Genomic DNA, 14,682 nt, shown 5'->3' with positions numbered 1-14,682 from the left:
TCAGTAAGCGCCGGCTCGCCGGCGATGAGGCTGGCAGAGTTTGCTGGACCGGGTGTCTGCATCCCATCGACGAACAAGAATTCAAGGCAGGTATGAAATGAGCGCTATCAACGTCTTCGAGCAAAACCCCGGCGCCTCGGCCAAGGCCGAGTCGCCATTGCACCACGCCGACCTGGCAAGCCTGGTGGGCAAGGGCCGCAACAACGCTGGCGTGACCCTGCGCGAGCGCAAGTTCCTCGGCCACCTGACCCTGCGTGGCAACGGTCATGATCCAGCCTTTGCCGGTGGCGTACACCAGGCCCTGGGCCTGGAGTTGCCGGTGGCATTGACCGTCGTGGCCAACGGCGATCTGTCGCTGCAATGGGTCGGTCCTGATGAGTGGCTGCTGATCGTCCCGGGTGGGCAGGAAGTGGCGATTGAACAAAAGCTGCGTGCTGCCCTTGAAGGGCAACACATCCAGGTGGTCAATGTCAGCGGTGGGCAGAGCCTGCTGGAGCTGCGCGGCCCGAACGTGCGCGACGTGCTGATGAAGTCCACCAGCTACGACGTGCATCCGAACAACTTCCCGGTCGGCAAGGCTGTCGGCACGGTGTTCGCCAAGTCGCAGCTGGTGATTCGGCGTACTGCCGAAGACACCTGGGAGCTGGTCATCCGCCGCAGCTTCTCCGATTACTGGTGGATGTGGCTGCAGGACGCATCGGCCGAGTACGGGCTGGCCATCGAAGCTTAAGGAGAACTGCCATGAGTCGGGCACCGGATACCTGGATTCTCACCGCCGACTGCCCGAGCATGCTCGGTACCGTCGACGTGGTGACGCGTTACCTCTTCGAGCAACGCTGCTACGTGACGGAGCACCATTCCTTCGATGATCGGCTGTCCGGGCGCTTCTTCATTCGCGTGGAGTTTCGCGTGCCTGACGGCTTCGACGAAGACGGGTTGCGTGCAGGCCTTGCCGAGCGCAGCGAGGCGTTTGGCATGGCGTTCGAGCTGACGGCTCCCAACCATCGCCCCAAGGTGGTGATCATGGTGTCCAAGGCCGACCATTGCCTGAACGACCTGCTGTATCGCCAGCGTATCGGTCAACTGGGCATGGACGTGGTGGCGGTGGTTTCCAACCACCCCGACCTCGAGCCGTTGGCACACTGGCACAAGATTCCCTACTACCACTTCGCGCTCGACCCGAAGGACAAGCCTTCACAAGAGCGCAAGGTATTGCAGGTGATCGAACAGACGGGCGCCGAGCTGGTTATTCTCGCGCGCTACATGCAGGTGCTCTCGCCCGAGCTGTGCCGCCAGCTCGATGGCCGCGCGATCAACATCCACCACTCGCTGCTACCGGGGTTCAAGGGCGCCAAGCCTTACCACCAGGCGTACAACAAGGGTGTGAAGATGGTCGGGGCCACGGCGCATTACATCAACAATGACTTGGACGAAGGGCCGATCATCGCCCAAGGTGTCGAAGTGGTGGACCATACCTATTACCCCGAAGACCTGATCGCCAAGGGGCGAGACATCGAGTGCCTGACCCTGGCACGGGCGGTGGGATACCACATCGAGAAGCGGGTGTTCCTCAACGCCAACCGCACGGTCGTTCTTTAGCGTTTTTGCTGGCCTCCTCGCCGCTTGGGTCGCGGCGAGGCTCGCTTCTGCCTCTCCCTGCGTGTGTGCCTTATCTTCCCGCGACAAACCTGCCGCTAAAAGGCATCTCCCTGTCGCTCCCAGTCAGTGCATCGGGCCCCATCCGGCCCACAATTCCCCCATTCCAGAAACACATGCCGCCCATGGATGGCGGCGCGTTCAACCACCGCTGCATAAATACAAATCAAGCGAGGTAAGAGCATGTCTGGCAATCGTGGAGTGGTATATCTCGGCGCCGGCAAGGTCGAGGTGCAGAAGATCGACTACCCGAAAATGCAGGACCCGCGCGGCAAAAAGATCGAGCACGGCGTGATCCTGAAGGTGGTCTCCACCAACATCTGCGGCTCTGACCAGCACATGGTCCGCGGCCGCACCACTGCCCAGGTCGGCCTGGTTCTGGGCCACGAAATCACTGGTGAAATCGTCGAGAAGGGCAGTGACGTCGAGCGCATGCAGATCGGCGATCTGGTCTCGGTGCCATTCAACGTCGCCTGCGGCCGTTGCCGTTCCTGCAAGGAAATGCACACCGGTGTCTGCCTCACCGTAAACCCGGCCCGCGCCGGTGGTGCCTACGGTTATGTGGACATGGGCGACTGGACCGGTGGTCAGGCCGAATATGTACTGGTGCCATACGCCGACTTCAACCTCCTGAAGCTCCCTGAGCGCGACAAGGCCATGGAGAAGATCCGTGACCTGACTTGCCTGTCCGACATTCTGCCAACCGGTTACCACGGTGCCGTGACTGCAGGCGTAGGCCCAGGCAGCACCGTCTATGTTGCAGGTGCCGGCCCTGTGGGCCTGGCTGCCGCTGCTTCGGCTCGCCTGCTGGGCGCTGCCTGTGTGATCGTGGGCGACCTGAACCCTGCTCGCCTGGCTCACGCCAAGTCCCAGGGTTTCGAAGTGGTCGACCTGTCCAAAGACACGCCGCTTCACGAGCAGATCGTGGACATTCTCGGCGAGCCGGAAGTGGATTGCGCCGTCGATGCCGTCGGCTTCGAAGCGCGCGGCCACGGCCATGAAGGTGCCAAGCACGAGGCGCCGGCCACTGTTCTTAACTCGCTGATGCAGGTGACCCGAGTTGCCGGCCAGATCGGTATCCCTGGCCTGTACGTGACCGAAGACCCGGGCGCTGTAGACGCGGCTGCCAAGATCGGTGCACTGAGCATCCGTTTCGGACTGGGCTGGGCCAAGTCGCACAGCTTCCACACCGGGCAGACGCCAACCATGAAGTACAACCGCCAGCTGATGCAGGCGATCATGTGGGACCGCATCAACATTGCCGAAGTGGTGGGTGTGCAGGTGATCAACCTGGATCAGGCGCCGGAAGGGTATGGCGAGTTCGATGCAGGTGTGCCGAAGAAATTCGTGATCGACCCGCACAAGATGTGGGGCGCGGCGTGACGGGCTTCGCAACGGTATAAGAAAGCGCCACGCATGGGAGTGCGTGGCGTTTTGCGTTTGGCTGGATCATTCGCCCTGAGTCGTTCTGGGGTTACCACGGATATGAGTGGTAAGGTCCTGAGGATCCAATGCGCTCTTCAGCAGTCTTCCACCCTCGTTCAACATACCGCGCTGTCGTTCCACCAGTGTGTTGAGGTGCAGTCCACCCGCTTCCGTCGGAAGTAGATCTTGTAACGTTTGCAACGTCCGTAGATCTTTTTCATTGGCTTTATATCGGGCCAAATTTTCCTTCAATATGGCCCCTTTTCCACCGCCCAGATCCTGGTTTACCGGTACGCTGTTAAGCGTTCGAGTTTCATATCGATAGAGGGTATCCGGCTGCCAGGTTTTTGAGTAATACTTGCTGTTCCCTTGTTTCACGATCTTCGTCGAGGGCGGCACTTTGCTACCCGCTGTAAACCTGGTTACAGTCGTTGTGGGCTGTCGCTTGATTTGTTTGAAAATTTCAATAACGAGCGTGGCATGGCCTGAGGGATCGACCGCGTTCACCGGGTCGTTCGTACAGTAGGCGTAGCTATTCAGGCCGCCTTCGCCAAAGGGGCTGAGACTGTCTGCTGCGATAAATCTGCCAAGGCTAGGAGAGTAAGCGCGGTATCCTTGCCCCAGTAGATAGCATCTGGCAGTTGGTTCCAACGCCTCACCATTAAAGCCTGTCGCCACTCGCGTTGAAGGCAAGGTGGGATCATGTCCGTAAGCTGAATAGCTGTGGGGAGGCTCCTCATCGTCGCTCAGCACAGAGAGCACAGAACCCTTGTCGTCGGTTGTCAGCAGCCCGGCGGTTGTTGTGGCCCCCGTGAGTTGTTCTGCCAAAGGCGCTTCAGCGCCGCGCAGGATCGTACGAGTGACGGCGTCCTCCCGGACGGTACTCAGCTTGTTGCCTTGGTAGAATAAAAGCGAACTGTTCGGTGCTTTGCTCATGGTTCAACTCCCTGCCGTGCGGGGTGAATGGAGGTTGCTCTAAGCCCATTCTGAACAGCCACAGGGATTTAGGTACTGGCAGAAATGACAGTTTTGGAAGCTCACACGGAACCTGTAGGAGCGGGCCCGCCCGCGAAGAGGCCAGCCCGCCCTAGCCATCACTCAGCGCATCATCCCCAACTCCGCATCGTCCAACAGCGCCTTGGCCAGCGCGCTTAGATAATGCGAAGCCCAAAGCAACTGCGGCTTGTTGTCCATCAGGCCGTCAATGGTCAAATCCCGTGCATATACGATTTTAAGCGTGAGGAATGACCTGTAGTGGGGCCACAACCAGCCTGCTGTCAAACAAGAAGGCGGCAGCTGTACATGGGTTGACAGACCGGTAGGTCAAACAAAACCCGGCGCACGTGAAGTGCCCCATGCACAGCTGCCATAGAGGTTAAGCCATGTGTTTGACGAAGGCGGCCTGTCAAAGCCGGTCGCTGATTTTGCAACGACCGGCCGAGACTAGAGCCCATCCCGGATCACCGCAACGGCTTAAACGGCTTGGAAGCATATTTCTGAAACGTCCTACAAGTAAGCGGAAAAATCGGAAAACTGGCGGCGTTAGGCGCGCTGATCCGCTGGTCCGGTTGGGCATTACCTAATATAACAATCTGTCTTCACGGATCTTTGCGTTCGCTTCTGGTGGGTGACTACCGCTGTCGGCATTCGAAGAGCTCCAGGCTGGACGCGTGGACTCAATTTCACGTCTGAAGTGATCAATTGAATTTTGCTCGTCGCGCGTTAGTGCTCTTCCCGCTTTCGCTGCACCATCCTTAATTTTTTTGATGTTGATGTTAATATCACTTACGTAGTCATCAAGGACGCTACGCGCTCGGGAAGAACCATGTGAACTGCTAACCCCTGGTAAGCTCGAGAGCTGCTCAGGATTTGTACTGATAGACAGGGTTGGGACCTCTGAAGCTCGAGGTGGTTTGTGCTTTGGCTGAGGAGCAGTGCCTGCCGGCTTTATTGTTGGTTGTTTACCCGGTCGGGGTGTAGAAGTATTAAGCGATTTTTTGACGAGCGCCAGTTTGGCTGTCGGCCCGAGTCCCTTGTATCTCGGGAGTAGACCGACTTTAGTAATCGGCCTCGGCATATGTCCCGTAGGATCCTGAAAATTAACCGGGTCACCAGCGCAGTAGTTGTATGCATTAATCCCGCCTTCGCCAAAGGGGGACAGACTGTCAGGACTTAGAAAACGTAGAAGTGACGGTGCATAGCTACGATAACCGACGCCCAGCTGATAATACTTTGTGAACTGCTCTATGGCCTGGCCGTTGAATCCAAGTAAGATTTTTGCTGGCTGGAGTGTTGCGCAGAAGCCATAGGCAGAATAAACGTGCGGTCCGACGTCTTTCATACGGGTGTGCTCCTGTCAGAATGCGCATAGCTCTCGCTCTTTTAAAGCGGCTGCTCTGAGTATCCCGGTGATCTCCGTATGCCGCTACTGGCAGAAGTAACAGGTGATGGATACGGTACGGGTGAACATCTGCGTCGACAGTCGGATAGGAACAAATCCCCCGAACCCCAGTCGAATGCCTCGTTTCCCGGGCCATCCCGGCCTACGAGGTCCCTCCCGATGAAAGCATTCACCCTGGCGACCCTGATGACCCTGGCCGCAAGCCCGGTGTTCGCCTTCAACCTCAGCGATGCGGCCAACGCCGTCTCTGCCATGCAGAACCAGATGCAACAAGGCCAGGTGCAGGCTCCTGCGGCCCAGGCCAATCTGCTCAATACCCTGGGCAGCCAATTGAACATCACCCCCGAACAGGCCATGGGCGGGGCGGGGGCGATGCTAGGGATGGCACGTAACAACCTCAGCACTGAGGAATATGGCCAGTTGACCAAAGCGGTGCCTGGGCTGGACCTGTTGGCTGGGGCCAATGCGCTGGGTGGGTTGAGCGGGCTGGGGGATTTGCTGGGCAAGCACAGCGAAAGCCAGTCGGCATTGAGCAACGCGCTGGGCAACAACGTGGAAAACCGCAGCGACTTGTACAGTGCATTCAAGGCGCTGGGGATGGATGCCGGGATGATCGGGCAGTTTGCGCCGTTGATTCTGCAATACCTCGGCCAACAGGGCATTGCAGGGTCGTTGTTGCAGAACCTGGGTAGCTTGTGGACCGCACCAGCGCCCTTGAACCAGCCTTCGGTCTAGGGCACGGTATGGACAATCCAGGTAGATGGTGAAGGCTGGCGCGGCCCTTTCGCGACACGCGTCCGCTCCACAACAGCCAGCGCAGGCCGCCAGATCATTGGATCAGGCCGCTTCGCTGAAATCCACTAGCCGCACCGGGCGGCGGAAGCCGGCGGTCAGGACGGCCAGGTAGGCAAGGCCCAGCGCGAACCAGCACAGCCCGATCACCAGCGTCAGCGCCGACAGGCTGGTCCACAGCCACAGCGTCAGCCCCAACCCCACCAGTGGCACCACGCCATAGCTCAGCAACCCCTTGGTATTGCGCTGGCTGGCATCGTCCATCAGGTGGGTCTTCACCACCGCCAGGTTCACCGCCGAGAACGCCACCAAGGCGCCGAAGCTGATCAGCGAGGCGAGGGTGGACAAGTCGATTACCAGCGCCAGCAGTGAGAACGCCGATACCACCGCGATGGCGAATACCGGTGTGCCGAGGCGTGGCGACAGGTGGCCGAAGGTGCGCGGGGGCAGCACCCGGTCCCGGCCCATGGTGTAGAGGATGCGCGACACTGCGGCCTGGGAGGCCAAGGCCGAGCCGAGGCTACCGGCGACATAAGCGGCCGTGAAGAAGTTGGCCAGGAACTGGCCGCCCGCCTTGAGCATGACCTCGTTTGCAGCAGCATCGGCATTGGCGAAGGTGCTGCCCGGCAGCACCAACTGGCTCACATAGGCCAGCACGGTGAACAGCAGGCCGGCGAACAGCGTGGTGAGGATGATCGCCCGAGGCACATCACGCCGAGCATTGCGGCTTTCCTCGGCCAGGGTGGAAACGGCATCGAACCCCAGGAACGACAGGCACAGCACTGCCGCGCCGGCCATCATCGGACCAAAGCCGGGTGCGCTACCGTCACCTTGCAGCGGCGCCAGCCAGTCGATGGGGTGGCCGTCGCTGAGGGACTGCCAGGACAGCGCGATGAACACACCAATGAAGACGATCTGCGCGCCCACGATCAGATTGCTGGTCTTGGCCACCGAGCTGATACCAACCACGTTGAGCACGGTCACCAAGCTGATGCAGGCGAGTACGAACGCCCAGGCCGGCACCGCTGGAAAGGCGATATTCAGGAACAGGCCGATGAGCAGGTAGTTGATCATCGGCAGAAACAGATAGTCGAGCAGCAGCGACCAGCCCGCCAGAAAGCCTACGTTCTGGCCAAAAGCCATGTGGGTGTAGGAGTACGCCGAACCCGCGACCGGGAAGCGTTTGACCATAAAGCTGTAGGACGCGGCTGTGAACAGCATGGCCATCAGCGTGATCAGATAGGCGGTTGCCGTACGGCCACCGGTTAGCTCGGTGACGATGCCGTAGGTAGTGAAAATGGTCAGTGGGACCATGTACACCAGGCCAAAGAACACCAGGGCAGGGAGGCCCAGAACACGACGCAGTTGGGGCGGGGCGGAGCTTGATGGGTGGGTCATCGGTCGATCCAGACATTTTTATAGTTGTGCTGTGATCGATCTTTATCCACAAAAGGGGTGTGTGACAAGAAGTATCAGGGGCCGAATAGACGCCGAACTCTCATTGGCGGGGTGTCCAAGCGTCCAATGCGCCTATCGCCTGGATGCCCCGCGCACCGTCATGACCCCGCAGGACCCAGCATGCCGGCGCCATAGCCATTACAGGCAACAACGTCCCTTATTCCCAACGCAACTGCTCGATCCGTTCATCCTTTTCCAGCCACAGCTGGTTTACCCACGCCTGTACTGTCTGGCGGAAAACAGGATCGCTCTCGTAGTCGCCGGCCCACAACGCTGGGTCGAGCTCACGCACCTGAATGTCGATAATTACCCGGCTGACACTGCCATTGAGCAAGTCCCAGAAACCTGGCGCCTTGTCGCCGGGGTAGACGATGGTGACGTCCAGCAATGCATCGAGCTGCTCACCCAGCGCTGCGAGTACGAACGCCACGCCTCCGGCCTTGGGCTTTAACAGATGGCGGTAGGGTGATTGCTGCTCCTGGCGCTTGGCCTCGGTGAAGCGGGTGCCCTCCAGGTAATTGACCACGGTCACCGGTTGGCGCTTGAACAGCTCGCAGGCAGCCTTGGTGATTTCCAGATCCTTGCCCTTGAGCTCGGGGTGCTTCTCCAGAAAGGCTTTGCTGTAGCGTTTCATGAAGGGATAGTCCAGCCCCCACCATGCCAGGCCCAGCAGCGGCACCCAGATCAATTCCTTTTTCAGGAAGAACTTGAAGAAGGGTGTGCGCCGGTTGAGGCTCTCGATCAAGGCGGGAATGTCCACCCAGCTCTGATGATTGCTGATCGCAAGGTACGAGGTGTCACGGCGCAGGTTTTCGATGCCGCGAATGTCCCATTGGGTGGGGGTGCACAAGGCAAAGATGGCTTTGTCGATTTCCGACCAGGTTTCGGCCACCCACATTACAGCCCCTGATGCATGGTCTCGCCCACGACCAGGTAGCACCAGTTTGAACAAGGCGAACACCAGCAGGGGCCCGATCAACACCAAGGTATTGAGCAGCAGCAAGGTGGCTGTAAGTATGCCGGTCAGCACGCGACGCATAAGGAGACTCTTTCTGTCAGAACCATAACGATCGGCAATGATAAGCAGGGTTGCGAACTACGCCAAACCTCCAATGCCCGGCGGCACGGACAAATGTTTCACATTATGTTGGTTAGGCTTTGGACCGCGAACCTGGGCTGCCTGTGCGGTCTAACCCGTAAATCGATCAAGGAAGCTTGCTTGTGAAATCACTGTTTGCCGTGCTGACCCTGTTGACGCTACCGGTGATGGCCGCCGAGCCTACGCTGTACGGGCGTTACGAGAATATCGCGCTGCCGGAGATTGGCCAGACGCTCAAGGCCAAGATGGATACTGGCGCCTATACGGCGTCACTGTCTGCCAAGGACATCGAGCTGTTCACCCGCGATGGGCAGGAGTGGGTACGTTTCCGTTTGGCAACCAAGGATGCCGACGACAAGGTTTACGAGCACCAGGTCTCGCGCATCAGCAAGATCAAGGGCCGTGCCGATGATGAGGATGAGGGCGATGCACCCGAGAGCGCCAAGCGGCCAGTGGTGGACCTGGAACTGTGCCTGGGAGACGTGAAGCGAACCGTGGAGGTCAACCTGGTGGATCGCAGCAACTTCAATTACCCACTGTTGGTGGGTGCCAAGGCGTTGCGCGAGTTCAAAGGCGCGGTGAACCCTGCCAAACGATTTACCGCTGGCAAGCCTGACTGCTGATTATCGTTGCATGAACGGGCGCATCGCCGCTGACGCACGCCTGCAGGGGCGCCGGATCGCTTCTACACGAGCCGGCTTGACGGCAATAGCCTTCTGTTCAGGCATCGGGTGCGGTGGCGACCATTGACGGCCGTGTGCTCACCTCGGCGTACCAGGCCGCCAGCCCAGGCTGGCGCTCACGCCAGCCAAACGCTGGCTGACGCAAGTCCAGGTACCCCAATGCGCAAGCCACGCCGATTGCTGCCAAATCGAATCCCGACATCAGCTCCGCCAGGTGGGCCTGTTCGAGGTTGGCCAGGCTGCGGCGGATCTTGTCCCCCTGCGCCTCCAACCACCCATCCCAACGTTTCTCGACGGGTCGCACGAACGTTTCGTAGCGGCTCGAGACGGCTGCATCCAGAATGGCATCCGCCTGGGAGGCCAGCGTCATGCGCCGCCAGCGAGCCGAGCCTTCCCGGGGCAGCAGTGGCAACCCCACATGTTGCTGATCCAGGTACTCGCAGATCACCCGGCTGTCATGCAGCACGGTTCCGTCGGCCAGGCGCAGCGCCGGAATCTTGCCGATGGGATTGCCGGCGTTGAGCTGCTCGTCACCGTTGACTGGGCTGATGTTCACAGGCTGCAGTGCCACTCGGTCCAATTGGCCGGTTTCGTGCAATACCACCATGACCTTGCGCACGAATGGCGACAGGGGCGAGTGGAACAGGGTCATAGTGCTCATGCTCAATTCCCTTGCAAGCTGGCCGGCATGCACACGCCCGTCCCGCCGATACCGCAATAGCCGTCCGGGTTCTTGGCCAGGTATTGCTGGTGGTAGGCCTCGGCGAAGTACACAGTGGGTGCTTTGTCGATTTCGGTGGTGATCTGACCGAAGCCAGCCTTGTCCAGCTCGGCCTGGAAGGCCTCGCGGCTGGACTGGGCCTGCTCGAGCTGCTCTGGGCTCGTGCAGTAGATGGCCGAGCGGTACTGCGTGCCGACATCGTTGCCCTGGCGCATGCCCTGGGTCGGGTTGTGCAGTTCCCAGAACATGGCCAGCAGTTCACTGTATCTCACTTTGCTCTTGTCGAAGACCACCAGCACAACTTCGGTGTGCCCGGTCAGGCCTGAGCAGACCTCTTCGTAGGTAGGGTTCGGGGTAAAGCCGCCGGCATAACCCACGACGGTACTGACCACACCCTCACGCTGCCAGAATCGACGCTCTGCGCCCCAGAAACACCCCAGGCCGAAAATGGCGAAATCCACATCTTCGAAGAATGGCCCGAGCAGCGGCGTTTCCTCGAACACGTAGTGGAACTCGGGCAGGCTCATCGGCGTTTCGCGGCCAGGCAGGGCCTGCTCCGCAGTGGGCATGACGTTTTTGTTCACCAGTATTTCCGAACGCAGGACCATGGCCGTTCCTCTGTGTCTATTCAGTTGGATAGCTTCAGGGCCATCGCCGACAAGTCCGCTCCCGATCACATGACCTGCGTGATCCTGGTGGGGACGGGCCTGCTCGCGATGTAGCCCGAATGGTTTCTAGTGTGCCCGAGGTTTGCGCCGCTGTCAGGCGGCTGGACCTCGCGGATAGCGTTGCAGGCGCTCTGCCAGCTCTCGCCCCGGAATAGGTCGGTCAAACAGATAGCCCTGCCCGATGTCACACCGGTGTCGACGCAGGAAACCCAGCTGCGCAGGGGTTTCAATGCCTTCGGCTACCACCTTCAGCTTGAGGTTGTGGGCCATGGCGATCACCGCCGAGGTGATTTCCATGTCGTCCTGGTTGTCGGGGATGTCCTTGATGAAGCTGCGGTCGATCTTGAGGATGTCGATCGGGAATTTCTTCAGGTAGCTGAGCGAGGAATAACCGGTGCCGAAGTCATCCATGGCCAGGGTCAGGCCCAAGGCTTTGAGCTCGTCGAGTTGCCGATGGGTGTCCTCACTGGCTTCGAGCAGCAACCCTTCGGTCAGCTCCAGCTCCAGTTGGTGCGCAGGCAAGCCTTCTTCCCTGATGATGCTGCTGATCGAGGCGACCAGATCAGGGTCGGAAAACTGCTTGGGCGACAGGTTGATCGCGACGTGCAGATTGCCAAGCCCTGCTGCACGCAGTTCGTTGCTCATGCGGCACGATTGGCGCACAACCCATTTGCCAATGGGGATGATCAAACCGGTTTCTTCGGCCACGCTGATGAACTGGTCAGGCCGGATCATGCCCCGCTCAGGATGGTTCCAGCGCAACAGTGCCTCCAGGCCCAGCAGCCGGCCGCTGCGCAGGCACAGCTTGGGCTGATAGAACACGTCCAGCTCGTTCTGGGTCAATGCGCGGCGCAGGTTGTTTTCGACGAACAGTTTGTAGCTGGCCTCGGCGTTGAGGACCTCGGTGAACACCTGCACCTGGTGTTTGCCGTTGGCCTTGGCCTTGTGCAGCGCCAACCCGGCATTCTTCATCAGGCTGGTGGGGTCGGCACCATGCTGGGGAGCGCTGGCTAGGCCCACCGATGCTGTGACATTGATCAGCTGGTTATCGACGAACATCGGCTTGTCGAGGGTGCGCAACAATTGCTGGGCAACCCCCTGGCCGGCCTCCAGGCTGGTGTCGTCGAGCAACACGGCGAATTCGTTGCTGGCAAAACGGGCCAGGATACCGCCGGCATGCAGGCTGTTGCGCAGGCGCCTGGCCAGGCTGATAAGCAACTTGTCGCCCGTGTGATGGCCGAGACTGTCGTTGATGCGCTTGAAATTGTCGATGTCCACCAGCAGTAGGCACATCGGATTCTGCACATCCCGGGCGAAGCATTCGTCCAGGCTGCGGATGAACGCCGGACGGTTGCCCAGGTTGGTCAGGTTGTCGGTGTAGGCCAGCCGCTCGATGCGCTGCTGGGCCAGCTTGCTCTGGGTGACGTCTTCGTAGATGCCGATGTAGTGGGTCAGCTCGCGGTTGTCACCATACACCTTGGAGATCGACAGCTGCCCCCAGTAGGGTTCCAGGTTCTTGCGCCGGCTCTTGAATTCACCCTGCCAGCTATTACCCATGGCCAGGCTCGAAGGCGAGTCGAACAGCAGCTCGTTGAGGTTCTCAAGGGCGGGCAGTTCACCCAGGTGACGCCCTTGCACTTCCTCGGTGCTGTATTGGGTGATGGCGGTGAAGCTCGGGTTCACATACTCGACCTGCCCATCCCGGTTCACCAGCAGGAAGGCGCTGGCGCTCTGCTCCACGGCGCGTTGGAACAGGTGCAGCGCACTGGCCGCCGCGCGGCGGTTGTGATTGGTAATGACCTGGGCGAACTGGTCGGCCAGCTCGCCGGCAAAGGCGATCTCATCGGACTGCCAGGCCCGTGGCTGGCCGGCCTGTTCCAGGCACAACACGCCCACCACCTGGCCATCGACGCGAATGCTGGCATCGAGCATGGCCTTGTTGCCAGGCCCCAGGCTCTGCATCAACGCACGTGTACGGGGATCGTGCCCAGCGTTGTGCGCATCGATCGCACGGCTGGCATGCAGGGCCTCGAGGTAATCCGGGAAATGGCTGGCGTCGATTGCCTGGGGTTGCCGGTGCGCTTGCACATCGCTGTACCAGGCTGTGATCGGCTCAAGCCGATGGCCTTCCAGGTGCCAGATACCGGCGCAGTCGATCTTGTAGATCTCACAGGCGCTACGGGTGATCAGTTCGGCGGCTTCGAGCAACGAGTTCTCGGCGCTGTAGCGTTGACGGGCCAGGCGCAGGATCAGGTCTTGCTGGCTGCGTACGCGCTCCAGGTGCTCGAGCTGCTCACGTTGGGCACGCTGGTTCAGTTGCAGGGCCAGTTGCAGGCGGTTGTTGCGTGACTCCAGGTCGCTGGCGGTCTCGCCCGTGTCTTCCGGGTGATCGTCCAGTACGCTCAGGTAGCCGCACAGCAACTGCCGGGCGTGCTGTTTGAAGGCTTCGCCGACCTCCAGCATGCGCACGGAAGCGCCTGGCGTGTGCAGGGTGTAGCGCACACGGTAGTAGCCGCGTTGCGACAGTTGCAGCTGGATGTCGTCATGCAGCCGGTAGCGGGCCTCAGGTTCCATGAGGCTGGCGTAAGGGGCATCGACCAGCGCGCAGAGGTCACTGGCATGAACGCCGAACTGGCGCTCGCAGGCCGGGTCCAGGTAGAGCAACGACCAACTGGCTTCATTGAGCCTTTCGAAGCGCAGCATGCCCAACCGCGAGGGCACGGGTAACTGCGTGACGACCTCGCCCGTCACACGGTTGCCAGCATCGGGTTGGCTTTTCATCGAAAACTCGCTTGAAGAGGGAACGCGCGCGTTGGACCGCGTCGAATCTGGCAAGGTTGCATCATGTCCCTATAGCTGGCAAGCGGCCATGTACGAAGCTGTAACAAGGATATCGGCCGAGGGTACGGAATCTGTAGGACGGCTGTTCAGAGCGGCTGTGCAACGATGATCGGCAACGCCGACGCGCACCGGGGCCATCATGTCCCCGCACAGCGCCCACTTTGCGCCAGGCAAAAAAAGCCCCGTCAATCGACGGGGTTGAGGTACGAGCGTGGCAGCTCGAAAAAGAGACTGCCCCTCACCGGGAGGGGCAGTGCGCTGCCTTACAGCAGCATGGTGCGGATATCGCCCAGCACATCGCCCAGACGCTTGGTGAAGCGCGCAGCGGCAGCGCCGTTGATCACACGGTGATCGTACGACAGCGACAGCGGCAGCATCAGCTTGGGCTGGAAGGCCTTGCCGTCCCAGACAGGCTGCATGGTCGCCTTGGAGACGCCCAGGATGGCCACCTCAGGGGCGTTGACGATCGGCGTGAAGCCGGTGCCGCCAATATGGCCGAGGCTGGAGATGGTGAAGCAGGCGCCCTGCATCTCGTCCGCCGACAGCTTCTTGGTACGCGCCTTCTCGGCCAGTGCAGCCGCTTCGGCAGCCAGCTGCAGTAGGCTCTTCTGGTCGACGTTCTTGATCACCGGTACCAGCAGGCCGTCGGGCGTGTCCACGGCAAAGCCGATGTGCACGTATTTCTTGCGGATGACCGCTTTGCCGCTTGGTGCCAGCGAGCTGTTGAAGTCTGGCAGTTCCTTGAGCAGGAAGGCGCAGGCCTTGAGCAACAGCGGCAGGACGGTCAGCTTGACGCCGGCCTTTTCTGCGACGGCTTTCTGGGCCACGCGGAAGGCTTCGAGCTCGGTGATGTCAGCCGAATCGAACTGGGTGACGTGAGGCACGTTCAGCCAGCTGCGGTGCAGGTTGGCAGCACCGACCTGCATCAGGCGGGTCAT

Annotated in this window: 13 protein-coding genes and 1 pseudogene; 5 read left to right on the top strand and 9 right to left on the bottom strand. The window is 60.3% G+C overall.

Features of this window, described 5'->3' with window-relative positions:
- Window positions 1–97 precede the first annotated feature (97 nt).
- The 3 genes from B2Y33_RS00265 (at window position 98) to fdhA (ending at window position 3,039) form a co-directional block, all read left to right on the top strand.
- Window positions 98–730 (top strand): sarcosine oxidase subunit gamma, encoded by a 633-nt coding sequence (locus B2Y33_RS00265; RefSeq protein WP_206405130.1) that lies wholly within the window; start codon window positions 98–100, stop codon window positions 728–730.
- A gap of 11 nt (window positions 731–741) precedes the next feature.
- The gene (purU, locus tag B2Y33_RS00260) at window positions 742–1,599 is read left to right on the top strand and encodes a formyltetrahydrofolate deformylase (RefSeq protein WP_027913570.1); all 858 of its coding nucleotides are present in this window, start codon (window positions 742–744) and stop codon (window positions 1,597–1,599) included.
- A 240-nt stretch (window positions 1,600–1,839) separates the two neighbouring features.
- Window positions 1,840–3,039 (top strand): formaldehyde dehydrogenase, glutathione-independent, encoded by a 1,200-nt coding sequence (gene fdhA, locus B2Y33_RS00255; RefSeq protein ID WP_023532721.1) that lies wholly within the window; start codon window positions 1,840–1,842, stop codon window positions 3,037–3,039.
- 66 nt (window positions 3,040–3,105) lie between these two features.
- Here fdhA and B2Y33_RS00250 read toward each other — a convergent pair whose 3' ends face one another.
- The 3 genes and pseudogenes from B2Y33_RS00250 to B2Y33_RS23110 all read right to left on the bottom strand — a co-directional run bounded on the left by B2Y33_RS00250 (window position 3,106) and on the right by B2Y33_RS23110 (window position 5,422).
- Window positions 3,106–4,017 carry an RHS repeat-associated core domain-containing protein gene (locus B2Y33_RS00250; RefSeq protein ID WP_049695332.1) on the bottom strand — a complete coding sequence of 304 codons (912 nt, stop codon included), beginning with the start codon at window positions 4,015–4,017 and terminating at the stop codon, window positions 3,106–3,108.
- Between the two features lie 162 nt (window positions 4,018–4,179).
- Window positions 4,180–4,305, bottom strand: a pseudogene (locus B2Y33_RS00245) (DUF3077 domain-containing protein); the annotation flags it as partial.
- A gap of 355 nt (window positions 4,306–4,660) precedes the next feature.
- The gene (locus B2Y33_RS23110) at window positions 4,661–5,422 is read right to left on the bottom strand and encodes an RHS repeat-associated core domain-containing protein (RefSeq protein WP_081783925.1); all 762 of its coding nucleotides are present in this window, start codon (window positions 5,420–5,422) and stop codon (window positions 4,661–4,663) included.
- A 219-nt stretch (window positions 5,423–5,641) separates the two neighbouring features.
- Here B2Y33_RS23110 and B2Y33_RS00235 point away from each other — a divergent pair, with 219 nt between their 5' ends.
- The gene (locus tag B2Y33_RS00235) at window positions 5,642–6,217 is read left to right on the top strand and encodes a DUF2780 domain-containing protein (RefSeq protein WP_027913571.1); all 576 of its coding nucleotides are present in this window, start codon (window positions 5,642–5,644) and stop codon (window positions 6,215–6,217) included.
- 102 nt (window positions 6,218–6,319) lie between these two features.
- Here the strand turns inward: B2Y33_RS00235 and B2Y33_RS00230 are convergent, their stop codons facing one another.
- Together B2Y33_RS00230 and B2Y33_RS00225 are read right to left on the bottom strand one after the other, a co-directional pair.
- Window positions 6,320–7,672, bottom strand: a complete 1,353-nt coding sequence (locus B2Y33_RS00230; protein WP_088522852.1) for an APC family permease — start codon at window positions 7,670–7,672, stop codon at window positions 6,320–6,322.
- Between the two features lie 217 nt (window positions 7,673–7,889).
- Window positions 7,890–8,771, bottom strand: coding sequence for an acyltransferase (locus tag B2Y33_RS00225; RefSeq protein WP_027913573.1), 882 nt, complete (start codon window positions 8,769–8,771; stop codon window positions 7,890–7,892).
- 182 nt (window positions 8,772–8,953) lie between these two features.
- Between B2Y33_RS00225 and B2Y33_RS00220 the strand changes: the two genes are divergently transcribed.
- A complete protein-coding gene (locus B2Y33_RS00220; RefSeq protein ID WP_028686654.1) occupies window positions 8,954–9,454 on the top strand; it encodes an ATP-dependent zinc protease in 501 nt (166 codons plus the stop codon).
- 97 nt (window positions 9,455–9,551) lie between these two features.
- On the opposite strand, the gene B2Y33_RS00215 is transcribed toward B2Y33_RS00220, so the two are convergent.
- The 4 genes from B2Y33_RS00215 to B2Y33_RS00200 form a co-directional block, all read right to left on the bottom strand.
- Window positions 9,552–10,175 carry a glutathione S-transferase gene (locus B2Y33_RS00215; protein ID WP_028686653.1) on the bottom strand — a complete coding sequence of 208 codons (624 nt, stop codon included), beginning with the start codon at window positions 10,173–10,175 and terminating at the stop codon, window positions 9,552–9,554.
- 2 nt (window positions 10,176–10,177) lie between these two features.
- The gene (msrA, locus tag B2Y33_RS00210; protein ID WP_028686652.1) at window positions 10,178–10,843 is read right to left on the bottom strand and encodes a peptide-methionine (S)-S-oxide reductase MsrA; all 666 of its coding nucleotides are present in this window, start codon (window positions 10,841–10,843) and stop codon (window positions 10,178–10,180) included.
- A gap of 153 nt (window positions 10,844–10,996) precedes the next feature.
- Window positions 10,997–13,684, bottom strand: a complete 2,688-nt coding sequence (locus tag B2Y33_RS00205; protein WP_027913577.1) for a putative bifunctional diguanylate cyclase/phosphodiesterase — start codon at window positions 13,682–13,684, stop codon at window positions 10,997–10,999.
- Between the two features lie 323 nt (window positions 13,685–14,007).
- Window positions 14,008–14,682, bottom strand: a 675-nt coding sequence (locus tag B2Y33_RS00200) for a 2-oxo acid dehydrogenase subunit E2 (protein ID WP_288632732.1), incomplete at its 5' end; no start/stop codon positions are given.

The organism is Pseudomonas sp. UBA5666, from assembly GCF_002420785.1.
GTDB classification, from domain to species: Bacteria; Pseudomonadota; Gammaproteobacteria; order Pseudomonadales; family Pseudomonadaceae; genus Aquipseudomonas; species Aquipseudomonas fulva.
Note: the sequence above shows the minus strand (reverse complement) of the source record. Positions and strands in the feature narration are given on the sequence as shown.

Bases quoted from the DNA above. Each gene is read 5' to 3' on its own strand.
- msrA (WP_028686652.1), bottom strand. From the start codon at position 10,843: ATGGTCCTGCGTTCGGAAATACTGGTGAACAAAAACGTCATGCCCACT.
- fdhA (WP_023532721.1), top strand. From the start codon at position 1,840: ATGTCTGGCAATCGTGGAGTGGTATATCTCGGCGCCGGCAAGGTCGAG.
- B2Y33_RS00205 (WP_027913577.1), bottom strand. From the start codon at position 13,684: ATGAAAAGCCAACCCGATGCTGGCAACCGTGTGACGGGCGAGGTCGTC.
- B2Y33_RS00215 (WP_028686653.1), bottom strand. From the start codon at position 10,175: ATGAGCACTATGACCCTGTTCCACTCGCCCCTGTCGCCATTCGTGCGC.
- B2Y33_RS00250 (WP_049695332.1), bottom strand. From the start codon at position 4,017: ATGAGCAAAGCACCGAACAGTTCGCTTTTATTCTACCAAGGCAACAAG.
- B2Y33_RS23110 (WP_081783925.1), bottom strand. From the start codon at position 5,422: ATGAAAGACGTCGGACCGCACGTTTATTCTGCCTATGGCTTCTGCGCA.
- B2Y33_RS00235 (WP_027913571.1), top strand. From the start codon at position 5,642: ATGAAAGCATTCACCCTGGCGACCCTGATGACCCTGGCCGCAAGCCCG.
- B2Y33_RS00230 (WP_088522852.1), bottom strand. From the start codon at position 7,672: ATGACCCACCCATCAAGCTCCGCCCCGCCCCAACTGCGTCGTGTTCTG.
- B2Y33_RS00225 (WP_027913573.1), bottom strand. From the start codon at position 8,771: ATGCGTCGCGTGCTGACCGGCATACTTACAGCCACCTTGCTGCTGCTC.
- purU (WP_027913570.1), top strand. From the start codon at position 742: ATGAGTCGGGCACCGGATACCTGGATTCTCACCGCCGACTGCCCGAGC.
- B2Y33_RS00265 (WP_206405130.1), top strand. From the start codon at position 98: ATGAGCGCTATCAACGTCTTCGAGCAAAACCCCGGCGCCTCGGCCAAG.